This window comes from Deltaproteobacteria bacterium, assembly GCA_016875225.1.
In the GTDB taxonomy this organism is placed as follows: domain Bacteria; phylum Myxococcota_A; class UBA9160; order SZUA-336; family SZUA-336; genus VGRW01.
On the sequence record VGRW01000018.1, the window covers coordinates 24,290 to 49,348 of the forward strand.

The 25,059-nt window shown below is 68.8% G+C and carries 18 protein-coding genes, 1 tRNA gene and 2 pseudogenes; 1 reads left to right on the forward strand and 20 read right to left on the reverse strand.

Going from position 1 to position 25,059, the window contains the following annotated elements; translation table 11 throughout:
- Positions 1-2 precede the first annotated feature (2 nt).
- Both rplT and rpmI read right to left on the reverse strand, forming a co-directional pair.
- Positions 3-353 carry a 50S ribosomal protein L20 gene (gene rplT, locus FJ108_06780; protein MBM4335603.1) on the reverse strand — a complete coding sequence of 117 codons (351 nt, stop codon included), beginning with the start codon at positions 351-353 and terminating at the stop codon, positions 3-5.
- A gap of 13 nt (positions 354-366) precedes the next feature.
- Positions 367-564 carry a 50S ribosomal protein L35 gene (gene rpmI, locus FJ108_06785; GenBank protein MBM4335604.1) on the reverse strand — a complete coding sequence of 66 codons (198 nt, stop codon included), beginning with the start codon at positions 562-564 and terminating at the stop codon, positions 367-369.
- An 11-nt stretch (positions 565-575) separates the two neighbouring features.
- Between rpmI and FJ108_06790 the strand changes: the two are divergent.
- Positions 576-686, forward strand: a pseudogene (locus tag FJ108_06790) (base plate wedge protein).
- Between the two features lie 83 nt (positions 687-769).
- Here the strand turns inward: FJ108_06790 and FJ108_06795 are convergent.
- The 18 genes and pseudogenes from FJ108_06795 to scpA form a co-directional block, all read right to left on the reverse strand.
- Positions 770-1,309: pseudogene (locus FJ108_06795) on the reverse strand (translation initiation factor IF-3).
- Positions 1,296-3,233, reverse strand: a complete 1,938-nt coding sequence (gene thrS / locus FJ108_06800) for a threonine--tRNA ligase (protein MBM4335605.1) — start codon at positions 3,231-3,233, stop codon at positions 1,296-1,298. The pseudogene FJ108_06795 and the gene thrS overlap by 14 nt, the downstream one beginning before the upstream one ends.
- A gap of 34 nt (positions 3,234-3,267) precedes the next feature.
- Positions 3,268-3,342 (reverse strand) — tRNA-Val (locus tag FJ108_06805).
- 20 nt (positions 3,343-3,362) lie between these two features.
- On the reverse strand, positions 3,363-4,577 hold the full coding sequence (locus FJ108_06810) for a hypothetical protein (protein ID MBM4335606.1): 1,215 nt from the start codon (positions 4,575-4,577) through the stop codon (positions 3,363-3,365).
- Positions 4,562-8,044 (reverse strand): DNA polymerase III subunit alpha, encoded by a 3,483-nt coding sequence (dnaE, locus tag FJ108_06815; GenBank protein MBM4335607.1) that lies wholly within the window; start codon positions 8,042-8,044, stop codon positions 4,562-4,564. The genes FJ108_06810 and dnaE overlap by 16 nt, the downstream gene beginning before the upstream one ends.
- A 39-nt stretch (positions 8,045-8,083) precedes the next feature.
- Entirely contained in the window at positions 8,084-9,649 is a 1,566-nt protein-coding gene (guaA, locus tag FJ108_06820) for a glutamine-hydrolyzing GMP synthase (GenBank protein ID MBM4335608.1), read from the reverse strand.
- Positions 9,646-11,133, reverse strand: coding sequence for an IMP dehydrogenase (gene guaB, locus FJ108_06825; GenBank protein ID MBM4335609.1), 1,488 nt, complete (start codon positions 11,131-11,133; stop codon positions 9,646-9,648). Before guaB ends, guaA begins: the two co-directional genes overlap by 4 nt.
- A 55-nt stretch (positions 11,134-11,188) precedes the next feature.
- Entirely contained in the window at positions 11,189-11,626 is a 438-nt protein-coding gene (locus FJ108_06830; GenBank protein MBM4335610.1) for a cyclic nucleotide-binding domain-containing protein, read from the reverse strand.
- Positions 11,623-13,176, reverse strand: coding sequence for a DUF4388 domain-containing protein (locus FJ108_06835; GenBank protein MBM4335611.1), 1,554 nt, complete (start codon positions 13,174-13,176; stop codon positions 11,623-11,625). Before FJ108_06835 ends, FJ108_06830 begins: the two co-directional genes overlap by 4 nt.
- On the reverse strand, positions 13,169-14,965 hold the full coding sequence (locus tag FJ108_06840; GenBank protein MBM4335612.1) for a diguanylate cyclase: 1,797 nt from the start codon (positions 14,963-14,965) through the stop codon (positions 13,169-13,171). The genes FJ108_06835 and FJ108_06840 overlap by 8 nt, the downstream gene beginning before the upstream one ends.
- 111 nt (positions 14,966-15,076) lie before the next feature.
- Positions 15,077-16,498, reverse strand: coding sequence for a tRNA (N6-isopentenyl adenosine(37)-C2)-methylthiotransferase MiaB (gene miaB / locus FJ108_06845; protein MBM4335613.1), 1,422 nt, complete (start codon positions 16,496-16,498; stop codon positions 15,077-15,079).
- 301 nt (positions 16,499-16,799) lie between these two features.
- Complete coding sequence (locus tag FJ108_06850; protein MBM4335614.1) at positions 16,800-18,209, reverse strand: VWA domain-containing protein; 1,410 nt, start codon at positions 18,207-18,209, stop codon at positions 16,800-16,802.
- Position 18,210: 1 nt separating this feature from the next.
- Positions 18,211-19,209: a MoxR family ATPase gene (locus FJ108_06855; protein MBM4335615.1), complete on the reverse strand. Its 999-nt coding sequence runs from the start codon at positions 19,207-19,209 to the stop codon at positions 18,211-18,213.
- 17 nt (positions 19,210-19,226) lie between these two features.
- On the reverse strand, positions 19,227-19,808 hold the full coding sequence (locus tag FJ108_06860; GenBank protein MBM4335616.1) for a PadR family transcriptional regulator: 582 nt from the start codon (positions 19,806-19,808) through the stop codon (positions 19,227-19,229).
- A 4-nt stretch (positions 19,809-19,812) separates the two neighbouring features.
- Positions 19,813-21,078 (reverse strand): bifunctional 3,4-dihydroxy-2-butanone-4-phosphate synthase/GTP cyclohydrolase II, encoded by a 1,266-nt coding sequence (locus FJ108_06865; GenBank protein ID MBM4335617.1) that lies wholly within the window; start codon positions 21,076-21,078, stop codon positions 19,813-19,815.
- Positions 21,079-21,172: 94 nt separating this feature from the next.
- Complete coding sequence (locus FJ108_06870; GenBank protein MBM4335618.1) at positions 21,173-21,841, reverse strand: hypothetical protein; 669 nt, start codon at positions 21,839-21,841, stop codon at positions 21,173-21,175.
- 66 nt (positions 21,842-21,907) lie between these two features.
- Positions 21,908-22,906: a methylmalonyl Co-A mutase-associated GTPase MeaB gene (gene meaB, locus FJ108_06875; protein MBM4335619.1), complete on the reverse strand. Its 999-nt coding sequence runs from the start codon at positions 22,904-22,906 to the stop codon at positions 21,908-21,910.
- Positions 22,903-25,056, reverse strand: coding sequence for a methylmalonyl-CoA mutase (scpA, locus tag FJ108_06880; GenBank protein MBM4335620.1), 2,154 nt, complete (start codon positions 25,054-25,056; stop codon positions 22,903-22,905). The genes meaB and scpA overlap by 4 nt, the downstream gene beginning before the upstream one ends.
- Positions 25,057-25,059 lie beyond the last annotated feature (3 nt).

Consider the following 25,059-nt stretch of genomic DNA (forward strand, 5'->3'; position numbering starts at 1 on the left):
GCTCAGGCGGCGTTCTTGGCGAGCGTCACCAGCTCCGAGAACGCCCTCGGCTCGGCCACGGCGAGATCGGCGAGGACCTTGCGGTCCATCTCCACGCCCGCGCGCTTGAGCCCCGCGATGAAGCGGCTGTACGAGAGGCCGTGCTCGCGGGCCGCGGCGTTGATCCGCGCGATCCAGAGCCGATGGAACTGGCGCTTGCGCTGCTTCCGGTCCCGGTAGGCGTAGATCAGGCTCTTCTCGACCGCGAGGCGCGCCGGTCGGATCAGCTTGCCGCGCGCGGCTCGGAAGCCGCTGGCGAGCTCGAGTATCTTCTTGTGGCGACGGCGCTTGGTGACTCCGCGCTTGACTCGCATCTTCGTTCTCCCTCTACAGGTACGGAATCATGCGCTTGAGGCGCGGCTGGTCGGCGTCGGATGCGACGACCGTGCCCTCTAGATTGCGCTTCCGCTTGCTGGTTCGATTGATCAGGCGGTGCCGCTTCATTGCCTGGGTCCGGGTGACCTTTCCGGTGCCCGTCTTCTTGAATCGCTTCGCGGCGGCACGCCGCGTCTTCACCTTAGGCATCGCTCGTCTCCTCGTTCTCGTCGTCGTCGCTCTCGTCCTGGTCGTACTCGTCATCGTCATCGTCGTCGTCGTCGTCCGGCTCGTCGGGCAGCTCGGGCTCGGGCTCGACCACCGGCTCCGGCAAGCCGGCCGCCGCCGCCGCGCGCGACGCCTTCTCCCGCTCGGCCTGCCGCCGCGCCAGGATCTTCTTGATCGCGGCTCGGTCGGGGGCAATGATCATCGAGAGCATTCGCCCTTCCATGTGCGGCGAGGATTCCGCCTTCGCGACCTCCGCGAGCCGCTTCACGACGCGATCGAGCAGGTCGCGGCCGACCTGTTGGTGGGTGATCTCGCGGCCGCGAAACGTCACGGTCGCCTTCACCTTGTCACCCTCGATCAGGAAGCGCTCGGCTGCGCGGAGCTTGAAGGCGAGGTCGTGCTCGTCGATCTGGGGCCGGAGCTTGATCTCTTTCAGCTGACTCTGGTGCTGGGATCGCTTCGCGGTCGCCGCCTTCTTCTTCAGCTCGTACTTGTAGCGCCCGTAATCCATGATCTTGCACACGGGCGGCGTGCCGTTCGGCGAGATCTCGACCAGGTCGAGCCCCACGCGCGACGCGATGTCGCGGGCGGCATCGGTCGGCATGACGCCGAGCTGCTGCCCCTCCTCGTTCACCACCCTGACCTCCGGAACCCGGATGGCCCGATTGACTCGGACCTTGTCCTTCTCCGGCGCTACGTCTCGCCAACGGCGTCTACGAAATCCCACGCGTTCTGATCTCCTCCTGGATGTTCATCTGGAACCTCTCGAATGGTAGAACGGACTGGCCCGCGACGTGTCTTCGGCGCACGCTCACCGCCTGGGCCTCCTGCTCGCGCTCGCCGACCACGAGCACGTAGGGGACCTTCTGCGTCTCCGCCGCGCGCACGCGGTAGTTCAGGGTCTCGTTTCGCAGGTCGGCCGAGGCACGCACGCCGGTCTGGCCGAGCCGGCCGACCAGGTCGCTCGCGTACGCGGTCTGCCGGTCGCTGACCGGAAGCACCGCGACCTGGACCGGCGCCAGGAAGAGCGGGAAGTCACCGCCCGTGTGCTCGACGTAGATCGCGATGAAGCGCTCGAGCGACCCGAGCACCGCTCGGTGCAGCATCGCCGGCTCGTGCTCCTGGCCGTCCGCGCCGATGAAGCGCAGGCCGAAGCGGCCCGGCATCGCCATGTCGACCTGGATCGTCGAGAGCTGCCAGGCGCGGCCGAGCGCGTCCTTGAAGTGGCACTCGATCTTGGGCGCGTAGAAGGCGCCCTCGCGCGGCTTGATTCCGCACTCGAATCCGTTGCGCTCCACGGCCTCGATCAGGAGTCTCTCGGCTCGCTCCCAGTCCTCGGGCCGGCCGATGTACTTGTCGGGCCGTGTCGAGACGTAGATCTGCGCGCCCGACAGGCCCAGGTCGCGCCAGGCCTCGGCGGTCATCGCCATGAAAGCGTCGATCTCGCGGCCGACGTCCTCCTGGGCGCAGAAGATGTGCGCGTCGTCCTGCGCCATCGAGCGCACGCGGTGCAGTCCGTGCAGCGAGCCGGTGCGCTCGTTGCGGTGCAGGCGCGAGAACTCGGCGATCCGCAGCGGCAGCTCGCGGTACGAGCGCTTCTTCCAGCGGAACACCAGACAGTGTCCGGGGCAGTTCATCGGCTTGATGCCGAGCTCCTCGCCCTCCTCGGAGCCGGGGAAGAGGAAGAAGTCGTCGTGGAAGTTCTGGTAGTGCCCGGAGGTCTTGTAGAGCTCCGCCGAGAAGACCTGCGGGCACATGACCTCGTCGTAGCCGTGCTTCCGGTAGAGCTCGCGGATGTAGTCGACGAGGCCGTTGTACAGGGTCAGGCCCTTGGGCAGGTAGAACGGCGAGCCCTGCGCCCACTCGTGGAACTGGAACAGCTCGAGGTCGTGACCGACCTTGCGGTGGTCGCGCTCGCGCGCGGCGTCGAGTCGGGCCAGGTACTCGCCGAGCTCCTTCTCGTCCTTGAACGCGATTCCGTAGACGCGCTGGAGCATCTTGTTCTGCTCGTCACCGCGCCAGTAGGAGCCCGCGAGCTCGGTCAGGCGCCATGCGCCGATCTGCCCCGCTCGCTGCACGTGGGGGCCGCGGCAGAGATCCACGAAGCCGGCGTGCCGGAAGATCGTGATGTCCTGACCGGCGGGGATGTCGTCGAGGCGCGACACCTTCAGCGTCTCGCCCAGCTCCTCGAAGATCCGCTTCGCCTCGGCGCGCTCGACCACGATCCGCTCGAAGGCGGCGTCCTCCGCGACGATCGCTCGCATCTCGGCCTCGATCTTCGGCAGCTCGTCGGGCGTGATGCGCACCGGCAGATCGAAGTCGTACTGGAACTTCTCGGTGTGGTCGCTCCGCCCGACATCGATCTGTGTCGTCGGCCAGAGCCGCTTCACCGCGTCGGCCATCACGTGCTCGGCCGAGTGCCGGATCACCTGGCCGCCCTCCGGATCGCGCGCGGTGATGATGCGAATCCGGCCGCCGCTCGCGGGAAGCGGCGCGCGCAGATCGATCAGCTCGCCCCCGATCTCCCCGGCGAGCGCCGCCTTCGCCAGGCCTGCGCCGATGCGGCGCGCGACGTCGAGCGCAGTGCTCCCGCCGGGCACGCTCATACGTGTGCCATCCGGCAGCTCGAGTTCCACAATAGCGCCGCTCATGTGTCGATCGTCCGTGGGGCAGAGTCGCGCATCTTGGTAGGCACGGGCGGTTTCGAACCGCCGACCCCTACCGTGTCAAGGTAGTGCTCTACCCCTGAGCTACGTGCCTCTAAACCAGCGATCTTGGTATCAATTCCGCTCTGGGGCGTCAATTTTCGCGCGCTCCGGCGCGAGCGGTTCCGCTGCGCCGGGGGCGACCTCGACTCGGAGCCGCGCCCGGCCGGCCCCCGCTTCCACCGGAACCAGCGCAAAGCCCTCGAAGTGCACGCTTGCGAGCCGCTCGAGCAGCGCCCCCGCGGACAGCGAGGAGACGACCTGAAGCGAGGCCCCGCCCGGCTGGAGCGACCGGATCTCGGCGCTTCGCGCGGCGAGCGTACCGACCAGGGCGCGCTGCACGGACTGCACCTGGGCCAGACCCGAGACTGCCTCGAGCTCGATCTCGACCGGTCGCTCCCCGGGGGTCTGGGCCAGCCAGTTGCGCTCGAGCTGGAGTCCCAGGTTCGCGGCGAGCTGCGGCTCGAGCGCCGCGAGCGCCCGGGCGATCGCCTCGCCGCGCTCGGCGTGGTAGCCGGCGGCTTCGAAGCGCGCGATCGCGAGCTCGCTGCCGTCGTCGGAGCGGAGCGCGCGCGCGCGGACCTCGGCGACCCCTCCACCCGCGCCCTCCGCCTGCAGATTCGGCCGCCAGTCGACCTCGAGATCGAGTCCGACGTCGGCTCCGACCCCGCGCGCGAGCTCGAGGGCGCTGCGCGGTGCGCCCCCCTCGTCCGGCCGCAGGGCCGCCTCGATCAGGACGAACTCCTGCTGCTCCAGCTTGCCGCGCAGGCTCCGGGCGAGCTGAGAGAGCGCGCCCAGCGGCGGCGCCGACGCGAGCTCTCCCACCGGGCGCACCCGCAGCGCCAGGGACGGCCGCTCGCCTGCCTCGCGCAGGAATCCGCCTCGCACCAGGAAGCTGCGCAGCTGGACGGCGTCGACGCGCGCGGTGACGGGCAGCACCCATTCCTGCACCGCCGGATCGAGCGCCGAGCTCCGGCGGGACAGCGCTCCGTCCACGCGGTAGGTCAGCACGAAGCTCTGCGCGACCGGCTCGAGCCCGACGCGCAGCCGCTCGGCATCCTGTTCGAAGCGCTCGGCCGGCAGCAGCGCGCGCGCGACCTGGAACACCGCCGCGATCAGGGCCGCACGGAAGGCGGCGTCGCGTGGCGGCGCCTCCGACGGGCCGCCCACCGCCACGACCCCCTCGCTCGTCACCGTCATCGGCTCGAGCGCACGAGCGGGCGCAGATGCAAGGAGCAGCAGCGCGGCCGCGCCGAGCGCGGCGAGAAGCGATTTCAGGCGACGCGGCATCGCGCGGCTCCCGTGCCGAGGATCTGATCGAGGTCCTGCACCAGCTCCTGCGTCACCCGGACCTTGTGGCTCGGCAGCTCGAAGACGGCCTCGGCGCCGCTCTCCAGCCGCAGCTCGAGCTGCACCGGCACCGGCCCCGGAACCAGATCGAGCACGCGGCGCAGGCTCGCGAGCCGTTCCCCACCGGCGTCGCACGCGGCGACCACGATCGAGAGGCGGCTGGTCCGCCGCGTCCACGCGTCCAGCAGAGGCATGATCTCGTCGGCGTGGAGCTCGGGGCGGGTCGGCTCGCCCGCGACGTTGCCCTTGATCAGGACCGGGCTCTCCGACTGGAGCAGCGCCGAGAACTTCGCATAGGTCTTGGGAAAGAAGACGATGTCGATCGATCCGCCGAGATCCTCGAGGCTGGCCCGCGCCATCAGATCGCCCTTCTTCGTGTTCTGCACCCGCAAGCCCGAGAGCAGCCCGCCCACCCAGACGTCGCGGCGGCGGCCCGAATCGACGGGGATCTGGTCGAGTCGGAAGCTGGTGAAGAGCTCGAGCGTCCGGGCGTGCTCGCGCAGCGGATGCCCGGTGACGTAGAAGCCGAGCAGCTCCTTCTCGCCCGCGAGCCGCTGCTCCTCCGGCCACTCCTCGACCTCGGCGAGCGCCGGCGCCGCGGTCGGAGCCTCGACACCGAAGAGTGACTCCTGACCGAGGAGTCGGTCACGCTGCTCGCGCTGCGCGCGCTCGATCGCCGCGGGCACCGCGGCGAAGAGCGACGCCCGCGTCGCCTTGGTGAAGTCGAATGCGCCCGCGCGGATCAGGCTCTCGATCACGCGGCGGTTGACGCGCTTCGCATCGATCCGGCCGGTGAAGTCGTACAGGCTCTCGAACGGGCCGCCCGCACGGCGCGTCTCGAGAATCGCCTCGATCGCGGCCTCGCCCACGTTCTTCACGCCGGAGAAGCCGAATCGGATCCCCTCGGGAACCACCGCGAAATCGCGCTCCGAGGAGTTCAGCTCCGGCGCGAGCCCCTCGATGCCGCGGTCGCGCGCGTGCTGGATGTAGGGACCGAGCTTGTCGTGGTTGCCCGACTCCATCGTGAGCAGCGCGGCCAGGAACTCGCGCGGGTGGTTCGCCTTCAGGTAGGCGGTCTGGTAGGTGATCAGCGCGTAGGCGGTCGAGTGCGCCTTCGGGAACGCGTAGCCGGCGAACTTCTCGATCATCTCGAAGAGCGCCTCGGCGCGCCGCTGCTCGACGCCGTTCGCGAGCGCCCCGGAGACGAAGCGCGCGCGCTGCTTCTCCATCTCCTCGGGCTTCTTCTTGCCCATCGCGCGGCGCAGGAAGTCCGCCTCGCCGAGCGAGTAGCCGGAGACGCGGTTCGCGATCTGCAGGACCTGATCCTGGTAGACGATCACGCCGAGCGTCTCGGAGGTGACCTCCTCGAAGGCGGGCAGGAAGTACTCGACGCTGGCCAGGCCGAGCTTCCGGTCTACGTACTCCTGTGTCGCGCCCGACTCGAGCGGACCGGTGCGGTAGAGCGCGATCAGCGGAATGATCTCGCGGAAGACCTTGGGCCTGAGCTTCATCACGAGCTCGGTCATGCCCGCGGACTCCATCTGGAACACGCCCTCGGTGTCGCCGCGCGAGAGCAGCTCGTAGGTGCGCGTGTCGTCCATCGGAATCGCCGCGACCGAGAACGACGGGAGCCCGCTGTTTCGCACCAGCCGCTCCGCGTCCGCGATGATCGTGAGCGTGCGCAGGCCGAGGAAGTCGAACTTCACCAGCCCCACCCGCTCGACCATGTTCATGTCGTACTGGGTGACGATCTCGCCCGATTTCGGATCGCGGTACAGCGGCACCAGGTCGATCAGGGGCTGGTTCCCGATCACGACCCCGGCCGCGTGCGTGGAGGCGTGCCGCGTCAGCCCTTCGAGCGCGAGCGCCGTGTCGAGCAGGCGCTTCACCTGCGGATCCTCGGCCGCCTTCGCGCGAAGCTCGGGCGACTGGTCGATCGCCTCCTGCAACGTGATGCCGAGGATCTCGGGCACGAGCTTGGCGATCCGGTCCACGTCGCCGAACGCGAGGCCGAAGGCGCGCCCCACGTCGCGGATCACCGCTCGGGCCTGGAGCTTCCCGAACGTGATGATCTGCGCGACGCGCTTCTGGTCGAGGGTCTCGCCGTCGTACTTCCTGCGCACGTACTCGATCACCGAGTCGCGGCCGCGCATGCAGAAGTCGACGTCGATGTCGGGCATCGAGATGCGCTCGGGGTTGAGGAAGCGCTCGAACAGGATGTCGTACTCGATCGGATCGACGCCGGTGATTCCGAGCGAGAACGTGACCAGGCTGCCGGCCGAGGAGCCGCGGCCCGGCCCGACCGGGATCGACTGCTCGCGCGCGCGGCCGATGAAGTCGGCGACGATCAGGAAGTAACCCTCGAATCCCATCTTGCAGATGACGTCGAGCTCCATCTGCAGCCGTTCGCCGTAGCGAGTCTGCGTCTCTCGGAGCGGCTCGTCGGGGTCGAGCCCGAGCCGCCAGCGCAGCCCCGCCCAGGCCTGCTCGCGCAGCACGGCCTCGCGGGTGGTGTGCGAGGGCACCTGGAACTGGGGCATCTGGTAGACGCCGGTCTCGATTTCGAGCGTACAGCGCTCGGCGATCTCGACGGTGTTCGACAGCGCCTGCGGAAGATCGTGGAAGACCTCGGCCATCTCCGCTGCGGACTTCACGTAGAAGCCCGAGCCGTCGAAGCGGAAGCGGTTGGGGTCGTCCAGCGTCGTTCCGGTGCCAACGCAGAGCAGGGCCTCGTGCGGGCCGTGATCGTGGGCGTGCAGGTAGTGCGCGTCGTTGGTCGCGAGCAGCGGGAGCGAGAGCTCGCGCGCGATCGCGATCAGCTCGGTGTTCACTCGATCCTGCAGCGGGATCCCGTGGCGCTGGATCTCGACGTAGAAGCGCCCGGGAAAGATCCGCGCGAACTCCTCCGCGAGCTCCCAGGCGCGCCGCGTCTCGCCCGCGCCGAGCGCGCGGTTGATCATCGACGACAAGCACCCGGAAGTCGCGATCAGCCCCTCGCTGTGCGCGCGCAGCAGCTCGAGATCGATGCGCGGCTTGTAATAGAAGCCCTCCAGGTAACCGCGCGAGACCAGGTGGATCAGGTTCCTGTAGCCCTCGCGGTTCTGCGCGATCAGCAGCAGGTGGTTGATCGCGTCGAAGCCGGATTTGTCCTGTGCGCGCTTCTCTTTCTCGAAGCGCGAACCGGTCGCGATGTAGGTCTCGCAGCCGATGATCGGCTTCACGCCCTGCGCGCGCGCCTTCTCGTGGAATTCGGCGGCGCCGAACAGGTTGCCGTGATCGCTCATGCCGACCGCGCGCTGGCCGAGCGCCTTCACCTGCTCGAAGAGCGGTGCGAGCTTGATCGCACCGTCGAGGAGCGAGTACTGCGTGTGCAGGTGAAGATGCGCGAAGCCGTCCTTCGCGATCATCCTAAAGCGCGGCCCGAGCGCTCCAAGCTGCGGCCCCCCTCACTCCCATTCGATTGTAGCAGGGGGCTTGCTCGAGATGTCGTAGACGACGCGGTTGATTCCCGAGACCTCGTTTGTGATCCGGCTCGAGATCCGGCCGAGGAGTTCATGCGGCATGTGCGCCCAGTCCGCCGTCATCGCGTCGCGCGAGGTCACGCAGCGCACCGCGATCGCGTGATCGTACGTGCGGCCGTCGCCCATGACACCGACCGAGCGGATCGGCAGGAACACCGCGAACGCCTGCCAGAGCTTGTCGTACCAGCCTGCCTCCCGGATCTCGTCGGTCACGATCCGGTCGGCGGCGCGCAACATGGCGAGTCGCTCGCGCGTGACTTCGCCAAGCACGCGGATCGCGAGCCCGGGACCCGGAAACGGATGTCGGTGCGAGAGCGCGCGCGGCACGCCGAGGCGGTCGCCCACCTCGCGGACCTCGTCCTTGAAGAGCTCGCGAAGCGGCTCGACCACCTCGAGCTTCATCCGCTCCGGCAGCCCACCGACGTTGTGGTGGGTCTTGATCGTCGCCGAGGGGCCGAACACCGAGACGGACTCGATCACGTCGGGGTAGAGCGTGCCCTGGGCCAGAAAGTGCGCGTCGGGGATGGAGCTCGCGGCGCGCTCGAACGCGGCCACGAAGGTGTGACCGATCACGACGCGCTTCTTCTCGGGATCTTCGATCCCACGCAGGTTGCGCAGGAACCGCTCGGTCTCGTCCAGCGTGACCAGCGGGATCCCGAGCTCGCCAACGAACGATCGCTCGACCTCTTCTCGCTCGCCGGCCCGGAGCAGGCCGTTGTCGACGAAGATGCAGTGCAGGCGCTCGCCGATCGCGCGATGGAGCAGCACCGCCACCACGGTGGAGTCGACCCCGCCGGAGACTCCGCAGACCACGCTGCGCTCGCCGATCCGCTGCCGCAGGCTCGCGATCTGGGAGCTTATGAACTCGTCCATGGTCCAGCTGCCGTGGAGGCCCGCGACGTGCAGCAGGAAGTTCTCGAGCAGACGCGCTCCGAACTCGGTGTGCGCGACTTCCGGATGGAACTGGATGCCCCAGAGCCCGCGCTTCGGATCGCGCACCGCCGCGAACGGGCAGCTCGCAGACGTCGCGATCACCTCGAAGCCGGGCGCAAGCTTCGCGATCAGATCTCCGTGGCTCATCCAGACCGTGCTCGAGCGTGGCACGCCGTCGAGCAGCGGATCGGCCAGATCCGAACGCACGAGCTCCGCGCGGCCGTACTCGCGGCCTGCCTCGTGGCGGGACGCCGGCTCGACGCGACCTCCGAGCGCCTGCATCAGCAGCTGCAGCCCGTAGCAGATGCCGAGCACCGGCACGCCGAGCTCGAGAAGTGCGGCGTTGAGCTTCGGCGCGTCGGCCGCGAAGACGCTCGCCGGCCCGCCCGACAGCACGACCGCCTTCGGCGCCAGCGCACGCACACGCTCGATCTCGACCCAGGGCGGCACGATCTCGCAGTAGACGTGGAATTCGCGAATCCGGCGCGCGATCAGCTGCGTGAACTGCGAGCCGTAGTCGACGACGACCACGGTCTCCGAATGCGCCGCGGACGTCACTTGCTCTCGAGCCAGTAGTTCGGCGGCTCCTCGGTGATGATCACGTCGTGCGGGTGCGACTCGCGCAGACCCGCGGCGCTGATCCGCACGAACTCGGCCCGCGCGCGAAGCGCCGCTAGGTCGGGCGCGCCGATCAGCCCCATTCCCGAGCGCACGCCCCCGAGCAGCTGGTACAGGCTGTTCGAGAGCGGCCCTCGGTGCGGCACGCGGCCCTCGACGCCTTCCGGCACGAGCTTCGACGGCGCTCGCACCTCCGTCTGGAAGTAGCGATCGCGTGAGCCGTCGCGCATCGCCGAGAGCGACCCCATCGCGCGATAGACCTTGTAGGAGCGGCCCTGATGCAGGACCAGATCGCCCGGGCTCTCGTCCGTGCCGGCGAAGAGCGAGCCGATCATCATCGTGTCCGCGCCCGCCGCCAGGCCCTTCACGATGTCGCCGGAGTACTTCACGCCGCCGTCGGCGATCAGCGGAATTCCATGCCGGCGGCAGACCTCCGCGGCGTCCATGATCGCGGTGAGCTGCGGAACTCCGACGCCCGCGATGATGCGCGTGGTGCAAATCGATGCGGGCCCCACGCCGCAGCGCACCGCCGACACGTGCGCCTTGATCAGCGCCTCGGCGCCCTCGGCGGTCGCAACGTTTCCGCCCACGATCTCGACGTCCGGGAACGCCGCGTGCATCTCGGCGATCGCGTTCAGCACCGCTTCCGCATGGCCGTGCGAGCTGTCGACGAGTAGCAGGTCGGCGCCGGCGCGGATCAGCGCGTCCGCGCGCTCGAGCGCGTCCTTGGTCACGCCCACCGCTGCACCGACGCGAAGGCGGCCGAGGCCATCCTTGTTGGCGTTCGGATAGAGCTGCTGCTTCTCGATGTCCTTGATCGTGATCAGCCCGCGCAGATTGCCGTTGTCGTCGATGACGAGCAGCTTCTCGATGCGGTTCTGGTGGAGCAGCTCCTTGGCCTTCTCCATCGAGACGCCGACACGAACGGTGATCAGGCCCTCGGAGGTCATCACCGTCGAGACGGGAACGTCGAGCCGGCGCACGAACCGCAGGTCGCGATTCGTCACGATCCCGACCAGCTTCTCGCCGCGCACGACGGGCAGACCCGAGATGCGGTGCTCGCGCATGATGTCGAGCGCGTCCTGGATCGGCTGGTCCGGGCCGAGCGTGAACGGGTCGACGATCATCCCCGACTCGAAGCGCTTGACTTTGGCGACCTCGGCGGCCTGCGCCTCGATCGAGAGATTCTTGTGCACGAAGCCGATGCCGCCCTCTTGCGCCATGCAGATCGCGGTTCGGTGCTCCGTCACCGTGTCCATCGGCGAAGCGACGAGCGGCATCTTCATGCGGATGCCCGGCGTGAGCTGCGCAGAGAGGTCTACGTCGGTGGGATGGACGGAGGAAGGACCGGGCACAAGGAGGACGTCGTCGAAGGTCAGGCCGTCCCGGATGACTGCGCGCCCGGAGGCGCTGGGCTCGTGCAACGCCGTTCCCCTGGCTGGAGTTGGTCGCGGACTCTAGTCGGGTGGCTTCGGGGTGTCAAGAAATCGCGACGCTCGACGAGCGCGCATCGACGAGAACGCTGCGCACGAGTGAAGCGAAGCTGCGCAGGATCGCCTCCTCGAGCTGCAGCGCGAGCGCGGGCTGATCGAGTCGCAGCCGCGCATAGCTCTCGCGCGACAGGCAGAGCAGGCTCGACGGCGCCGCCGCGACCGCATCACACATGCGCAGGCCCGCGCTCACGAGGCAGAGCGCGCCGATCACCTCGCCCTGGCCGAGCTCGCCGATCGGCTGACCCTCCGATCGGATCGAGACCACTCCATCGCTCACGAAGAGCAGCTCCTCCGCCTCGTCGGTGGCCCGGAACAGCGTCGATCCGGCCTCGACCTCGCGCGGCGCCAGGTACTCCTCGAGCATCCGGCGGTCGCCGGCCGTGAGCTCCGAAAGCAGCGGGTGACGATCCAGCGATTCACTCACGGTACGAGCCTCGCAAAGACGCTCCGGAGCACCTCGAGCCTTCCCAAGCTCGACTGCGGCGGGAGCACGAAGAAGGATCCGCCCTCGAGGTGCGGCAGGGTTCCGCGCGCCGAGTCGGAGAGAGCCAGCCCCGGAGCGTCGGGCAGGAGCAGATGCACGATCGCACGGTTGCTGCGCGCCCGCAGGCGCGCCCAGACCGCCTCGGTCGCCTCGAGCGACGCACCGAACGGACCGGCCGGCAGGATGATCGCGCCGAGCATGCCGTATGCGGCCACGTCCCAGAGCGGAGCGTACGCCTCGCCCGCGGGCAAAGAGATCAGGCGCAGCGCGACGCCGTCGCCGAGCGGAACGTGTCCGACGGTGCCGAGCTCGCCGAGCCGCTGCGGCTCGCGCGCCATCCGCCCGTCGATGACGAAATGCGTGCTCGCGCGCAGCGCCGCGACGAATGCGCGCACCAGTGCGCGCTCCGGCGAGGCGATCACGAGCTTCAGCACCGGCCCCGCCTTGGGCCGCTGGGTCGCCGCCCACTCGCGCAGTCTGCGGACCTGCGGCGGCGAGAAGATCGCGGCCTCGCTCTCGGCAAAGCCGCCCTCCGGCGTGGTGCGGATCTGCTCGAGCCCGAGGAAGTCCCGCGCGAAGAGGTCGGAGAGGACGCGGAGCACCTGGTAGTCCGGAAACGGACAGTGGTCGATGATCTCGCCGATCTTGCGGTACGCCGTCAGGGCGTCGATCACCTCGCGCGTCAGCGGGTGGGAGATCGCCGGGATCTTCTCGCGCGGCACGCGCATCTCGAGCCGCAGCTCGGCGCCGGGCATGTCGCGCCGCAGCTTGTCCCACTCGTCCTTCTGCCGCACCCCCTCGAGGAGCAGCATGCGCAGGGGCTTCGAGATGCGCGCCGCGTCGCGCACGTCTCCCGGGATGAACTCGAAACGCCCTTCCTTCCAGCCGAGCATGCGATAGAGGGCCTTCTCGCCGACGACCGCCGTGCCGTCGACGAGCGGGATCATCGCGTCGATCACCTGGCCCGCGCGGATCGAGATGGTCGCCGACGCCGGCAGGCCGTCCTGCGCGATCCGCACGCTTCCGCTGCGCTGATTCATCTGGAAGATCTGCAGCAGGTCCGCGACGGGGATCTGCGCGAGCTTGCCCTCGATCTCCTTGTCGGAGCGGATCTCGCCGAAGCGCGCGCTGCGCTCGAGGATCAGGTCGAGGTGATCGAGCACGTCGGCCTCGAGCCAGGGCGCGACCACCGTGGCGTCGCGCGAATCCATCGAGATCGGCGCGTCGAGCTCGTCGTTGACCAGGAAGATGAACGAGACCGTCCGTGTGCGCGGGTTCCCACGCAGGATCTCGGCCAGGCGGACGCCGTCGATCACCGCTAGGTCGATCGGGCAGATCACCGCCTCGGGCACCCGTTCGAGCGCGAGCTCGAGCGCGGACGCGCCGTGGGGCGCGATCTCGACCAGATGCCCGCGGCCGGTGCAGGCTTCGGAGACCGCCTTCGCGCGGCCGCGGTCGTGATCGGCGATCAGCAGGCGCATGCTAGCCACGCACCCCGAAGCCCGTCTCGGCGCGCAGCCGGAAGGTCATGTGCTCGATCAGCACCGGGTCGTTCGAGTGGTAGATCGGCCGAGCGCCGTCCGAGCGCGGCTTGCCGGCCACGAGCGCGTAGGGCGGGCCCTCGCCGAAGCGAACGATCCACGAGGTGTCCGTCGACACGTTCGGCGGAAGCGAGAGCGCAGTCACCGCCGGCCCGGAGGGGATCGTGTCGCCATCGGTGGCGACGAAGATCTCGGTCGCGGACTCCGTGTCGCCGAGCGCGGCGAGCGGAGCCAGGAAGCGGGGTCGCTCCGGTCCGGGCGCCAGGAAGAGCAGACCGCGGTCGCGCGGCCGCGAAGCCAGATCGTTGATCAGGAGCTCCGCCGCCTCGCCGGCGAAGTCGCGCGGCAACCACTGAGCCCGGTCGAGCAGGCGCGCGCCGATCGCCGAGAGCGGCGTCTCGGGCTGGATTCCCAGCTCGTGCACGACGCTCTGGTGCTCCTCGTGGACACGCCGCTGCGCGGCGGCCGCGAGCGCCTCGAGCGTCTCGCCGTCCGTCGGGGAGTTGGCCACTCCAAGCGCCGGGCTCGCCGAGAGGCGGGCCTCGCCGAGCACGTCCCGCAGGCGCTGCGCGATCCGTCGCTTCAGCACGACACCACCGAGCGAGTCGGTATCCGTCACCAGCACCCAGAAGCGGCGCCCTTCCTCGGCCGCGAGCACGTCGGTCGTGCGCAGCGTGCGCCGGAAGGCCGTCACGATCGCGGGCAGGATCGCGAAATCCCTCTCGGCGTCGAAGTTCTCGAGGTCCACGCAGAGCAGCGACAGGCGACGGCCGAAGCGGTGCGCCTTGTGCACCTCGGTCCGGCCGACCTCTTCGAGAAACTCGCGGCCCGGCAGCCCCGTTCGGCCGTCGCGGAAGCTCGAGCTGACCAGCCGCACGCGCTCCTGTGCGACCTCCAGGGCCAGCGACGCGACCTCGCCGAGCTGCGCCGCGAGCTCGTGCTCGCGCGCCCCGAATCCCGTCGCTCCCTGTGCCGAGAGCCGCGCCAGCCCGATCAAACGTCCCTCGCGCGTGAACGGAACCAGCAGGGACGGCAAGCCGGCGCCGGCGCCCGGCTCGACGACGGGGCGACCCTCGAGCAGCGTCGCGGCGAGGGGGCCCGATTCCGCCTTGCGGACCTCGGCCGTGGCCACGGCCGGCGGCTCGCCAACGACGAGCGTGCGACCGAGCTCGCCTTCGGGGCGCGGCTCGGCCCAGATCTCGACCGTTCGTGCGCGAGTCTCGAGCTCGAGCAGCTCGGCAAGCCGGCGCGCGACGCCCTCGGTCGATCGCTCGCCGAAGAGCGCGACCGACCGCTCGAGGACGGAGATGCGCCCCATCAGCCGCAGGTTCTCGTCGATCAGGCCGCTCTCGGCGACGTCCGCACGGAGCGGCTTCAGCAGCCGCGCGACGGCGTCCAGGAGCGCCTTGCGCTCGACCGGCTTCTGCAGGCAGTCGCCGGACCCGGCGCGCAGCGCCGCGACGCCCCAGCGGGGATCCACCGAGCTGCTCACCGCCAGCAGGGCCGCCGCCGGCCAGCGAGCCCGCATCCGGGCGACCGCGCCGGGAACGTCGGGCCCGACCTGCAGCGGATCGAAGATCAGCAGGTCCGGGGCATCGCCGGCGCCCAGCGCGCTGGCGAGCTTGCCCTCGGACTCGGCGGCGCGGACCGCGTGGCCCGCCTCGGAGAGCACGCCTTCGACGAAGCTCCGGAAGTAGAGCTGATCGTCGATCGCCAGTATCCGCGCCTTGGGAGCCAATCCTCTCCTCGGTCCGCGCCGCGACGCGGTCCCTGCTCGAGCGCGAACGAGTCTCCTCGAATGCGCCTCGAGCTTACTGATTCTTCCTTGTCGGCGCTGAGCGGGTTTTTTTCAGCTCGCGCGGGGCGCGGCGACGCCGAGCAGCGAGTGCGGCGTGCACCCGGTGACGTCCACTTGGAGATAGCTCCCGAGCTCGATCGGCTCCGTGGCGCGGAAGTTCACGATTCGGTGCTCAGGACTGCGACCGGTCAGCTGGCCCGAGCCCTGCCGGCTCGAGCCTTCGACGAGCACCTCCGTCCGCCTGCCGACAAGCGCGCCGTGCGCATCGAGCGTGAGCTGGCGCTGCAGATCTTGAACGCGCTCCAGACGAGCTTGCACGACGGCGTCGTCGAGCTCGCCGAGCCGATGGCGCTCTGCCGGGGTGCCGGGTCGCTCGGAGTACTTGAACGAATAGCTGTCGGTGAAGCGGACCTCGTCCATCAGCGCGAGCGTCTGTTCGAAATCCGCCTCGGTCTCGGTCGGGTAGCCGACGATCAGATCGGTCGTGATCGCGATCCCGGGCCGCGCCTGCCGGACCCGCTCGATGACCTCGAGGTAGGTCTCTCGGTCGTAGCGGCGGCTCATGGCCTCGAGCACCCGGGACGAGCCGCTCTGCACGGGCAGGTGCAGATGCGGGCACAGCTCGGGGACCTCCGCGAAGGCGCGGACCAGCTCAGGGGTGACGAAGCGAGGGTGCGGGCTCGTGAAGCGGATTCGCCGGATTCCAGGGATCTCGGCCACCCGTCGGATCAGGTCGGCGAACGCGAGCTCACCCTCGACCTGTCCCGGTCGGGCGCGGCCGTAGGCGTTCACGGTCTGGCCGAGAAGCGTGACCTCGCTGGTTCCGGCCGCGGCCAGGACCCGGATCTCCTCGACGATCCGGGCGCTCGGGCGGCTCACCTCGCGGCCGCGGGTCCTGGGGACGACGCAGTAGGAGCAGAAGAGGTCGCAGCCCTCCATCACGGTGACGAAGGCGCGCCCGGGCGTGGGCGAGGCATATCCGGGGTGTCGTCCGGGCAAGTCGAAGCGGGTCCCGGCCGGGTCGTCGTAGTCGACCCGCAGGCTGCGCTCGCGCTCGCGAGCCGCGCGAACCATCGCCGGCAGATGCACCAGGTTCTGCGGGCCGAAGGCGAAGTCGAGCCGTGGAAAGCGGCGCAGCAGAGCCTCGCCCTCCTGCTGCGCGACGCAGCCTCCGACGCCGACGATCAGGCCCGGCTCGGTGCGCTTGCGCGCGAGCAGGATGCCGAGCTCCGTATAGAGTCGGTGCTCCGCCTTCTCGCGGACCGAGCAGGTGTAGATCACGACGACGTCGGCGGCCTCGCATCGATCGCTCGCGGTCATTCCCGCGTGGTGCAGAAGATTGGCCATCTTCTGGGCGTCGTGCTGGTTCATCTGACAGCCGAAGGTGAGGACGTGGAATCGCCCCGAGGGGAGAGCTTCGAGCGTTGGTCGAGCCGGCACCTCGCTGGAAAAGTCGCGATCAGGCGAAGACATGGCGGAGATTCCTCAATCGTCCGATTGGATGCTCATGAGCGGCCGGCACCGCCCGGTTTGAACGCTTGAAAAGACGATTGACATCGCCGACCGTCCCGGCATAACCTGTCCACAGTCGGGCACCCATCGATAGGAGACAGGATCCGACGAAGTTCTCACGGAGAAGGCGGTGGAGACGACATTTCGGCTTTGAAATGTCCAACCTCTCACCCCCCACAGTCGCCACCGCCCTCTCCGACCCATCGACAGCCCCGGTAACCTGACGGTTGCCGGGGCTGTTCGCGTTCTGGCGGTCGGCGCCTCAGAGCACGAGCTTGTCGACCAGTCGCGTGAGCTGCTTCAGGTTCCGGCACTCCTCGGCGACGTCGGTGTACGGCAGATACTTGTCCATCACGCTGTCACCGAACCCCCAGGCCCCGGGCGCCTCCGGATTGATCCAGATCACGTTCTTCGCCTTCGAGTGCACTTCGCGCAGGCACCACGCGCGCGGATCGTTGTAGTTGTTTCGCGCGTCCCCGATCACGACGACGGTGGTCCGGTTGTCGATCGCGGAGAGGAAGTCGCGCCAGAAGGTGTGGAAGGCCATGCCGAAATTGGAGCGCGTGTAGGGGTTGATCACTTCGCCGCCGTCGAGCGCCAGGTCGATCGCATCGAAGATGTCGTGGTCGCGGAAGAGCTGGCTGACCTCGCCGAGCTCCGCGACGAAAACGAAGCTGCGCACCTTGGTGAAGCAGTCCTGCAGGCTGAAGATGAACTGCAGGAAGAAGCGCGAGACGTTCGCCACCGAGCTCGAAATGTCGCAGAGCACGACCAGCTTGGGCTTTTCCTTCTTGCGTTGCTTGAAGACCAGCTCGAACGGCACGCCCCCGTGCGCCATGTTCCGCCGCATGGTGGTTTTCAGGTCGAACTTGCCGCGGCGCTCGCGCTTGCGGCGCATCGTGATCACGCTCTTGAGCTTCTGCGCCAGCCGTTGGACGACCTCGCGGAGCCGGCGCAGGTCGTCCTCGGTCAGGTTGTAGAAGCTCTTCTCGAGCAGGCTCTCGCGGCGGAACCGCTCGATGTAGTCGTGGTTCTGCTTGTCGAGCTCGCGCTCCGCGAACTGCCGCACCGCGCGACGGGCGGCCTCCTGGACCGCCTTCAGCAGCGCCTCGAGCTCGCCGAGGCGCGCCTCGTCCATTCCCTCTTCGCGCAGACGCTCGATCAGCGACTTCAGCTCGCCGCCCGCCCCTTCCATGTCCATCTGCTCGATCATCCGACGCGAGAAGAAGCCGATCTGCAGCATGTTCCGGATGTTCTGGACCTCGGACTGCTCCCCGGCCTGCTGGATCAGCTGCTCGAGCGCGTTCGCGTCCATGCTGAGGAGCGCCTTGGCGAGCTCGGACAGGTCGATGTCCATGTTCTCGAGCATCTCGCGCAGCTGCTCGAGCAGCCGCTCGAGGTCGAAGTCCCCGGGCATGCCGCCGAGCGCCTGCTTCAGCTCGCTCTGCAGCTGGTCGTGGAAGCCGGACCAGAACAGGTCGAAGAGCCGGTCGTAGGTATCGATGTCGTCGCCGCGTTTCACCATCGTGGCGCGCAGAGCGTCCTTGAACAGCTCGCGGTCCTCGAGCGGCATCTCGTCGATGGCGGTGAAGGCGTCGAGCGACTCCGCCACCGATACGCGCACGCCTGCCTTCCTCAGCAGGTTCGTGAACTCGACGATCTTCTTCTCCATCTCAGTGCAGCACGCTCTTCTTGGCGGCCGGGGCGGCGGGCGCCGGCGCGGTCGGCGCGGGTTGAGAGCTCTGGGCCGCCTTCTCGGCGGCCTTCTTCTGAAGCAGCGCGTTCAGCTCGCTCTGCGCCTTCGCGATGTCGCCCTGGTGCTTCAGGATCACGCTCATCGTCTCGTTCACGAGCTCGGCGTCGAGGGCGTCCGCGTTCAGGACCATCAGCGCCCTCGCCCAGTCGAGCGTCTCCGAGATCGACGGCGTCTTCTTCAGGTCCAGCTTCCGAATCCGCTGCACCAGCTCGACGATGTCCTGGACCAGGCGATCGCCGATCCCGGGCACCTTCAACTCGAGGATGCGGATCTCCTCCTCGGTGGACGGGAAGTCGATGTGCAGGTGCAGACAGCGGCGCTTCAGCGCGTCGGTCATCTCGCGCGCATCGTTCGAGGTCAGGAAGACCAGGGGAAGGTTCTTCGCCTGGATCGTGCCGATCTCCGGGACGCTGACCGTGTAGTCCGACAGAACCTCCAGGAGGAACGCCTCGAACTCCGGGTCGGACTTGTCGACCTCGTCGATCAGCAGCAGAACCGGCTCGTCCGAGGTGATCGCCTTCAGCAACGGACGCGCGACGATGAAGCGCTCGCTGAAGAACACGTCGTCCTGGGCGGCGATCCGCTCGGAGGCGTCCTTCAGGGTCTTCGCCCCCTGGATCACCTCGCCGATCTTGTCGCGAAGCATCTGCGTGTAGAGCAGCTGCTTGGAGTACTCCCACTCGTACAGCGCCTTGGACTCGTCCAGGCCTTCGTAGCACTGCAGCCGGATCAGCTTGCGTCCGACCGCTGCCGCGACCACCTTCGCGAGGTCGGTCTTGCCGACGCCGGCGGGGCCCTCGACGAGCACGGGCTTGTTCAGCTTCGAAGCCAGGTACACCACCGTCGCGATCTTCTTTCCGGCGATGTAGTTCTGGTCGAGCAGACGCTTCTGGACCTCTTCCACGGTATCGAACATCCCGTCTCCCTTGACCGCTAGCGCGCGTTCGCGGCGCGAATCGGCCTCTTCTCCATGCTCGGCTCCGTGGCCCTTGCCAGAAGCTCTTCCAACCACTGCTCGCGCATACGCTGCAGGCGCACGCCGTACTCCAGAATCATACGCCTGTACGGATCCGCCTGGCGCGGCTCGAGATCCGCGAGCACCCGTTCCAGGCGTTCGGCGCGGCGCGAGGTCTCCGCCAGTCGCGCGCGCACCTGCGTCGCGGCGGCGTCCGGCGTGAGATTGCCAAAGAAGCTGCAGCGCTGCAGGAACGCGTCGCGCCAGAAGAACCCCAGCCGCTCGCCCGCCTCGTCGGGAGCGCCGTCCTCGAGCCAGCGCTGGAACACCTCGCGGCCCGCCTCGGTCACGCGATACAGGTGTTTGGTCGGGTGGCTTCGCTGCTCCACGACCTCTTTCGTGATCCAGCCGCGCGCCTCGAGCTTGGCGAGCGCGGGGTAGAGCTGCCCGTCGTTCAGGCCGAGATCCTTCGAGAGCATCTCCTCCAGGCGTTTCCGGATCGAGTACCCGTGCGCGGGCGCATCCAGCAGGACGCCGAGGAGCGTGTGCGAGACGGACATACTTCTAGCTCATCAAGTTCAGGATGTGGCCGAGCTTCTCTCGCTTGGTGCGCAGGTACTCGAGGTTCTTGTCGTTCGGCCTCATCTCCAGCGGGACCTGCTCGACGATCTCGAGCCCGTATCCCTCCAGGCCAGCGCGCTTCTTCGGATTGTTCGTGAGCAGTCGGAGCTTCGAGACGCCGAGGTCGACGAGGATCTGCGCCCCCACGCCGAAATCCCGAGCGTCGGCCGGGAACCCGAGCCGCTCGTTCGCCTCGACGGTGTCGAGCCCTTCCTGATCCTGGAGCGAGTACGCGCGGATCTTGTTCAGCAGTCCGATGCCGCGCCCCTCCTGCCGCATGTACAGCAGGACTCCGGAGCCCTCTTCCTGGATCATCTTCAGCGCCGTCTGCAGCTGCTCGCCGCAATCGCAGCGCAGCGAGCCGAAGGCGTCGCCGGTCAGGCACTCGCTGTGGACCCGCACCAGCGTCGGCTCGTCGGATCGGATCTCGCCGCGCACGAACGCGACGTGGTCGACGTGGTCGATCTCGTTCTTGAAGACGATCGACCGGAAGTCGCCGAACTGCGATGGCAGGATCGCCTCGGCCGCGCGCGTCACGTGGCGCTCGTTGCGCAGCCGGTACTTGATCAGATCGGCGACCGTGAGGATCCGCAGCCCGTGGCGCTCGGCGAAGATCCGCAGGTCGGGAATTCGCGCCATGGTGCCGTCGTCGTTCATGATCTCGCAGATCACGGCGGCCGGTTGCATTCCGGCAAGGCGAGCCAGATCGACGCCGCCCTCGGTCTGCCCCGTTCGCCGCAGCACGCCCCCCGGCTTCGCCACCAGCGGAAACACGTGCCCGGGGCGCGTGAGGTCGGTGGGCCGGGCCTCCGGCGCGATCGCGACCTGAATCGTTCGCGCGCGGTCCGCAGCGGAGATGCCGGTCGTGACGCCGACTCGCGCCTCGATCGAGACCGTGAAGGCGGTTCCGAACGGGGTCTCGTTCTCCGAGTCCCGCACCATCATCGGCAGGTCGAGCTGGCGCGCGCGCTCGCCCGTGACCGCAAGGCAGATCAGCCCGCGCCCGTACATCGCCATGAAGTTCACCGCTTCCGGTGTGCACTTCTCGGCGGCCATGCACAGGTCGCCCTCGTTCTCGCGATCCTCGTCGTCGGCGAGGATGACCATCTTGCCGGCGCGCATGTCCTCGAGACCGGCGCGCACGCGTGCCATTACGTCTTCCAGTTCTCGAAGCGCGGACTGCGCTTGGAACTCCTCGGCGCGGCTCATCTTCTCGGCCTCGGGCGATCGCTACCTAGGAGCTAGGTACGCGCGCCGCGACGGTATCAGCCGAGTCTACGGGCGTCAAACGAGCCCGGGCGCGTCAGGCTTCCTTGTGCTCCTGGAAGTGGCGCATCACGTCGGCCATGAACTGCGCCTCGGTCATCCCGAACTTCGCGCCGAAGGCGTGGCGCTGGTCGAGGTGACGGAACAGCCGCTGAAGCAGCGCCTCGAGCGTCTCGATCACGCCCTCGCCCTTCGCGGCCGAGCCGGGGATCGTCGGGATTCCCGTGCCCTCCCACGCTTTGCGGATCTCGTCGAGGGGCTTGATGTCCTCGAGGTCGCGCTTGTTGAACTGGACCACGACGGGCATCTGCTGGATGTCCAGACCATTGGCGCGAAGATTCGCCTCGAGATCCTTGTAGGAGTAGGCGTTCCCCGAGGATGCCGACCGCTGCGAGTCGGCCACGAAGACGACCGCGTCTGCGCCCGCGAGAACCACGCGCCGCGTCGAGCGGTGCAGCACCTGGCCGGGGACGGTGAAGAGCTTCAGCTTGATCTTGTAATCGCCGTCGGCGCCGAACTCGACGGGCAGGAAGTCGAAGTACAGCGTGCGATCGTCCTGGGTGTCGAGCGTGACCATCTCGCTGCGCATGCCCGCGGCGAGCTTGGCGTGAATCTGCCGCAGGTTCGTGGTCTTCCCCGAGAGCGCGGGCCCGTAGTAGACGATCTTCAGCGAGATCTCCCGGGCCTCGAGATTGAGCTGCGGCATGCGTGGCGCCTTTTGGGGGGACGGTTGGCCTATCGGCGCTCGCTCGGGAGCGATTGAGCCGAGCGGCTAGCGCGGCGCGTGCTTGCGCGTGAACTGGTCGAGCAGAAGGCGGGCCGCGCGCGGCGCCGAGATCCGGCTCGCGTCGACCTCCGCCTCGAGCTCGGACAGGCGCGAAGCGACACGCTTGTCCGCTCGGAACGCTGCCTGGAGACCGTCGTCGAGGAGCCGCCAGAGCCAGGCGCGCGCCTGTGCGCGGCGGCGACGCGACAGCTCACCGCTGTTCGAGAGCGTTTCGCGATGGGCGAGGACGAGCCGCCAGAATTCGGCGACCCCGTCGCCGGTGAGTGCGCTGGCGCAGAGGACCGCGGGAGTCCAGCCGCCGGCCCCCGGCAAGAGCAGCGAGAGCGCGTGAGCGTGGTCGGCGCGCGTGCGCTCCGCGGCCGCCTTCTGCTCGCCGTCGGCCTTGTTCACGACCAGCAGGTCGGCGAGCTCGAGGATGCCTTTCTTGATCCCCTGCAGCTCGTCGCCCGCGCCCGGCTGGAGCAGGACCGCGAACAGGTCGACCATCGAATGGACCTCGACCTCCGACTGCCCGACGCCCACGGTCTCGACGATCACGACGTCGAAGCCGGCCGCCTCGCAGACCAGGATCGCCTCGCGCGTGCGGTGCGCGACGCCGCCGAGCATCCCGCCCGACGGTGTCGGTCGGATGTACGCGAGGGGCTCGCGCGCGAGCCGTTCCATCCGCGTCTTGTCGCCGAGGATGCTGCCGCCCGAGACGGGGCTCGATGGATCGATCGCGAGCACGGCGAGCTCCGTGCCCCCCGCGACCAGCTCGAGACCGAGCGTCTCGATGAAGGAGCTCTTGCCCACGCCCGGTGGCCCGCTGATGCCGACGCGAATGCCGCGACCGGTCGCTGGCATCAGCGCGTCGAGCACGGTCTGCCCGAGCTCGCGGTGATCGGCGCGCCGACTCTCGAGCAGCGTGATCGTCTTCGCGATCACGCGTCGATCGCCGGCGCGAACCCCCGCGACGTAGTCCGCGGGGGTCTGGACCTTCGTCATGCGTGCCGCTCTCGAATCGAGCGCAGCACCTCGCGCGCGGCGCGCGGCACCTGCGTGCCCGGACCGAACACGTTCGCGACGCCGTGCTCGCGCAGGAAGCCGTAGTCCTGTTGCGGGATCACGCCGCCGCAGACGACCACGACGTCACCGCCGCCCTGCGCGGCGAGCGCCGCGATCAGCTGGGGGACGAGCGTCTTGTGTCCGCCCGCCTGCGTCGAGACGCCCACCGCGTGCACGTCGTTCTCGATCGCCTGGCGCGCGACCTCGTCCGGCGTCTGGAACAGCGGGCCGACGTCGACGTCGAAGCCGAGGTCGGCGAACGCCGTCGCGATCACCTTCGCGCCGCGGTCGTGTCCGTCCTGGCCGAGCTTCGCGACCAGGATCCGCGGCCGGCGGCCCTCGTCGTCGGCGAAGGCGCGGACCTCCGCCTGCAGCGCCTCGAACTCCGGGTCGCCGCGATAGGCCGAGGAGTACACGCCCGAGATGCTGCGCACCTGCGCGCGGTGCCGGCCGAAGACGCGCTCCATCGCGTCGGAGATCTCGCCGACCGTGGCGCGCGCTCGCGCGCACTCGATGGCGAGCTCCAGCAGGTTCGCGCTCGTCCCGCGCGCACCCGCCTCGAGCGCGGCAAGCGCCGCCTTGCAGCGCGCGTCGTCACGACTTGCGCGGATCCGCGCGATGCTCGCGATCTGCTTCTCGCGCACCTGCGTGTTGTCGATCTCGAGCAGCTGGACCTCCGTCCGCTCCTCGGTCCGATACTTGTTCACGCCGACCACCACGTCCTCGCCGCGGTCGATCCGCGCCTGGCGACGGGTCGCGGCCTCTTCGATGCGCAGCTTCGGCATTCCGGCCTCGATCGCACGGGTCATGCCGCCGAGCGCCTCGACCTCGGCGATCAGCTTCTCGGCTTCGCTTGCGATCGATGCCGTCAGGCTCTCGACGTAGTACGAGCCGCCGAGCGGGTCGACGACGCGCGTGATTCCGGTCTCCTCGGCGAGGATCAGCTGGGTGTTCCGCGCGATCCGCGCGGAGAACGGCGTCGGGAGCGTCACGGCCTCGTCGAAGCCGTTGGTGTGCAGCGACTGCGTTCCCCCGAGCACCGCGGCCATCGCCTCGATCGTGGTTCGGACCACGTTGTTGTACGGATCCTGCTCGGTCAGGCTCGCGCCCGAAGTCTGGGAGTGCGTGCGCAGCACCAGCGACCGCTCGTCCCTGGGTCCGAACTGGCGCATCAGCTTCGCCCAGAGCATGCGCCCGGCGCGCATCTTCGCGATCTCCATGAAGAAGTTCATGCCGATCGCCCAGAAGAACGAGAGCCGCGGCGCGAACTCGTCGACCGCGAGCCCGCGCGAGAGCGCCGCGCGCACGTACTCGACTCCGTCGGCCAGCGTGAAGGCGAGCTCCTGCACGGCCGTCGCGCCCGCTTCCTGCATGTGATAGCCGCTGATCGAGATCGAGTTGAAGCGCGGCATGTTCCGAGCCGTGTAGGCGATGATGTCCGCGCAGATCCGCATCGAGGGCTCGGGCGGATAGATGTACGTGTTGCGGACCATGAACTCCTTCAGGATGTCGTTCTGGATCGTGCCGGTGAGCTTCGTGGCCGCAACGCCCTGCTCCTCGGCCGCGACGATGAAGTTCGCGAGCGTCGGGATCACAGCGCCGTTCATCGTCATCGAGACCGACATCTTGTCGAGCGGGATGCCGTCGAAGAGGATCTTCATGTCTTCGACCGAGTCGATCGCGACGCCCGCCTTGCCGACGTCGCCGACCACGCGCGGGTGGTCCGAGTCGTAGCCGCGATGCGTGGCGAGATCGAACGCGACGGACAGGCCCATCTGTCCGGCCTTCAGGTTGTCGTGGAAGAACGCGTTCGACTCCTCCGCGGTGGAGAAGCCCGCGTACTGGCGCACCGTCCAGGGCCGGAAGGCGTACATCGTCGCGCGCGGTCCCCGCACGAACGGGAAGACGCCGGGAAGCGAGTCGGTGTCGGCGAGATCCTCGAGATCCGCCGCTGTGTAGAGCGGCTTCACGGCGATGCCCTCGGGTGTGCTCCAGATCAAGGTGTCGGGGCTCTCGCCGCGCAGATCCTCGCTTGCGAGCTTGCGCCACGCGGCGACGTCGGCGCTCGTCTTCGGATCTCGCTTCTCCACTCG

Excerpts from the sequence above, each read along its gene's own strand:
- rplT (MBM4335603.1), bottom strand. The coding sequence starts at position 353 with ATGCGAGTCAAGCGCGGAGTCACCAAGCGCCGTCGCCACAAGAAGATA.
- rpmI (MBM4335604.1), bottom strand. The coding sequence starts at position 564 with ATGCCTAAGGTGAAGACGCGGCGTGCCGCCGCGAAGCGATTCAAGAAG.
- thrS (MBM4335605.1), bottom strand. The coding sequence starts at position 3,233 with ATGAGCGGCGCTATTGTGGAACTCGAGCTGCCGGATGGCACACGTATG.
- FJ108_06810 (MBM4335606.1), bottom strand. The coding sequence starts at position 4,577 with ATGCCGCGTCGCCTGAAATCGCTTCTCGCCGCGCTCGGCGCGGCCGCG.
- dnaE (MBM4335607.1), bottom strand. The coding sequence starts at position 8,044 with ATGATCGCGAAGGACGGCTTCGCGCATCTTCACCTGCACACGCAGTAC.
- miaB (MBM4335613.1), bottom strand. The coding sequence starts at position 16,498 with ATGTCTTCGCCTGATCGCGACTTTTCCAGCGAGGTGCCGGCTCGACCA.
- FJ108_06850 (MBM4335614.1), bottom strand. The coding sequence starts at position 18,209 with ATGGAGAAGAAGATCGTCGAGTTCACGAACCTGCTGAGGAAGGCAGGC.
- FJ108_06855 (MBM4335615.1), bottom strand. The coding sequence starts at position 19,209 with ATGTTCGATACCGTGGAAGAGGTCCAGAAGCGTCTGCTCGACCAGAAC.
- FJ108_06860 (MBM4335616.1), bottom strand. The coding sequence starts at position 19,808 with ATGTCCGTCTCGCACACGCTCCTCGGCGTCCTGCTGGATGCGCCCGCG.
- FJ108_06865 (MBM4335617.1), bottom strand. The coding sequence starts at position 21,078 with ATGAGCCGCGCCGAGGAGTTCCAAGCGCAGTCCGCGCTTCGAGAACTG.
- FJ108_06870 (MBM4335618.1), bottom strand. The coding sequence starts at position 21,841 with ATGCCGCAGCTCAATCTCGAGGCCCGGGAGATCTCGCTGAAGATCGTC.
- meaB (MBM4335619.1), bottom strand. The coding sequence starts at position 22,906 with ATGACGAAGGTCCAGACCCCCGCGGACTACGTCGCGGGGGTTCGCGCC.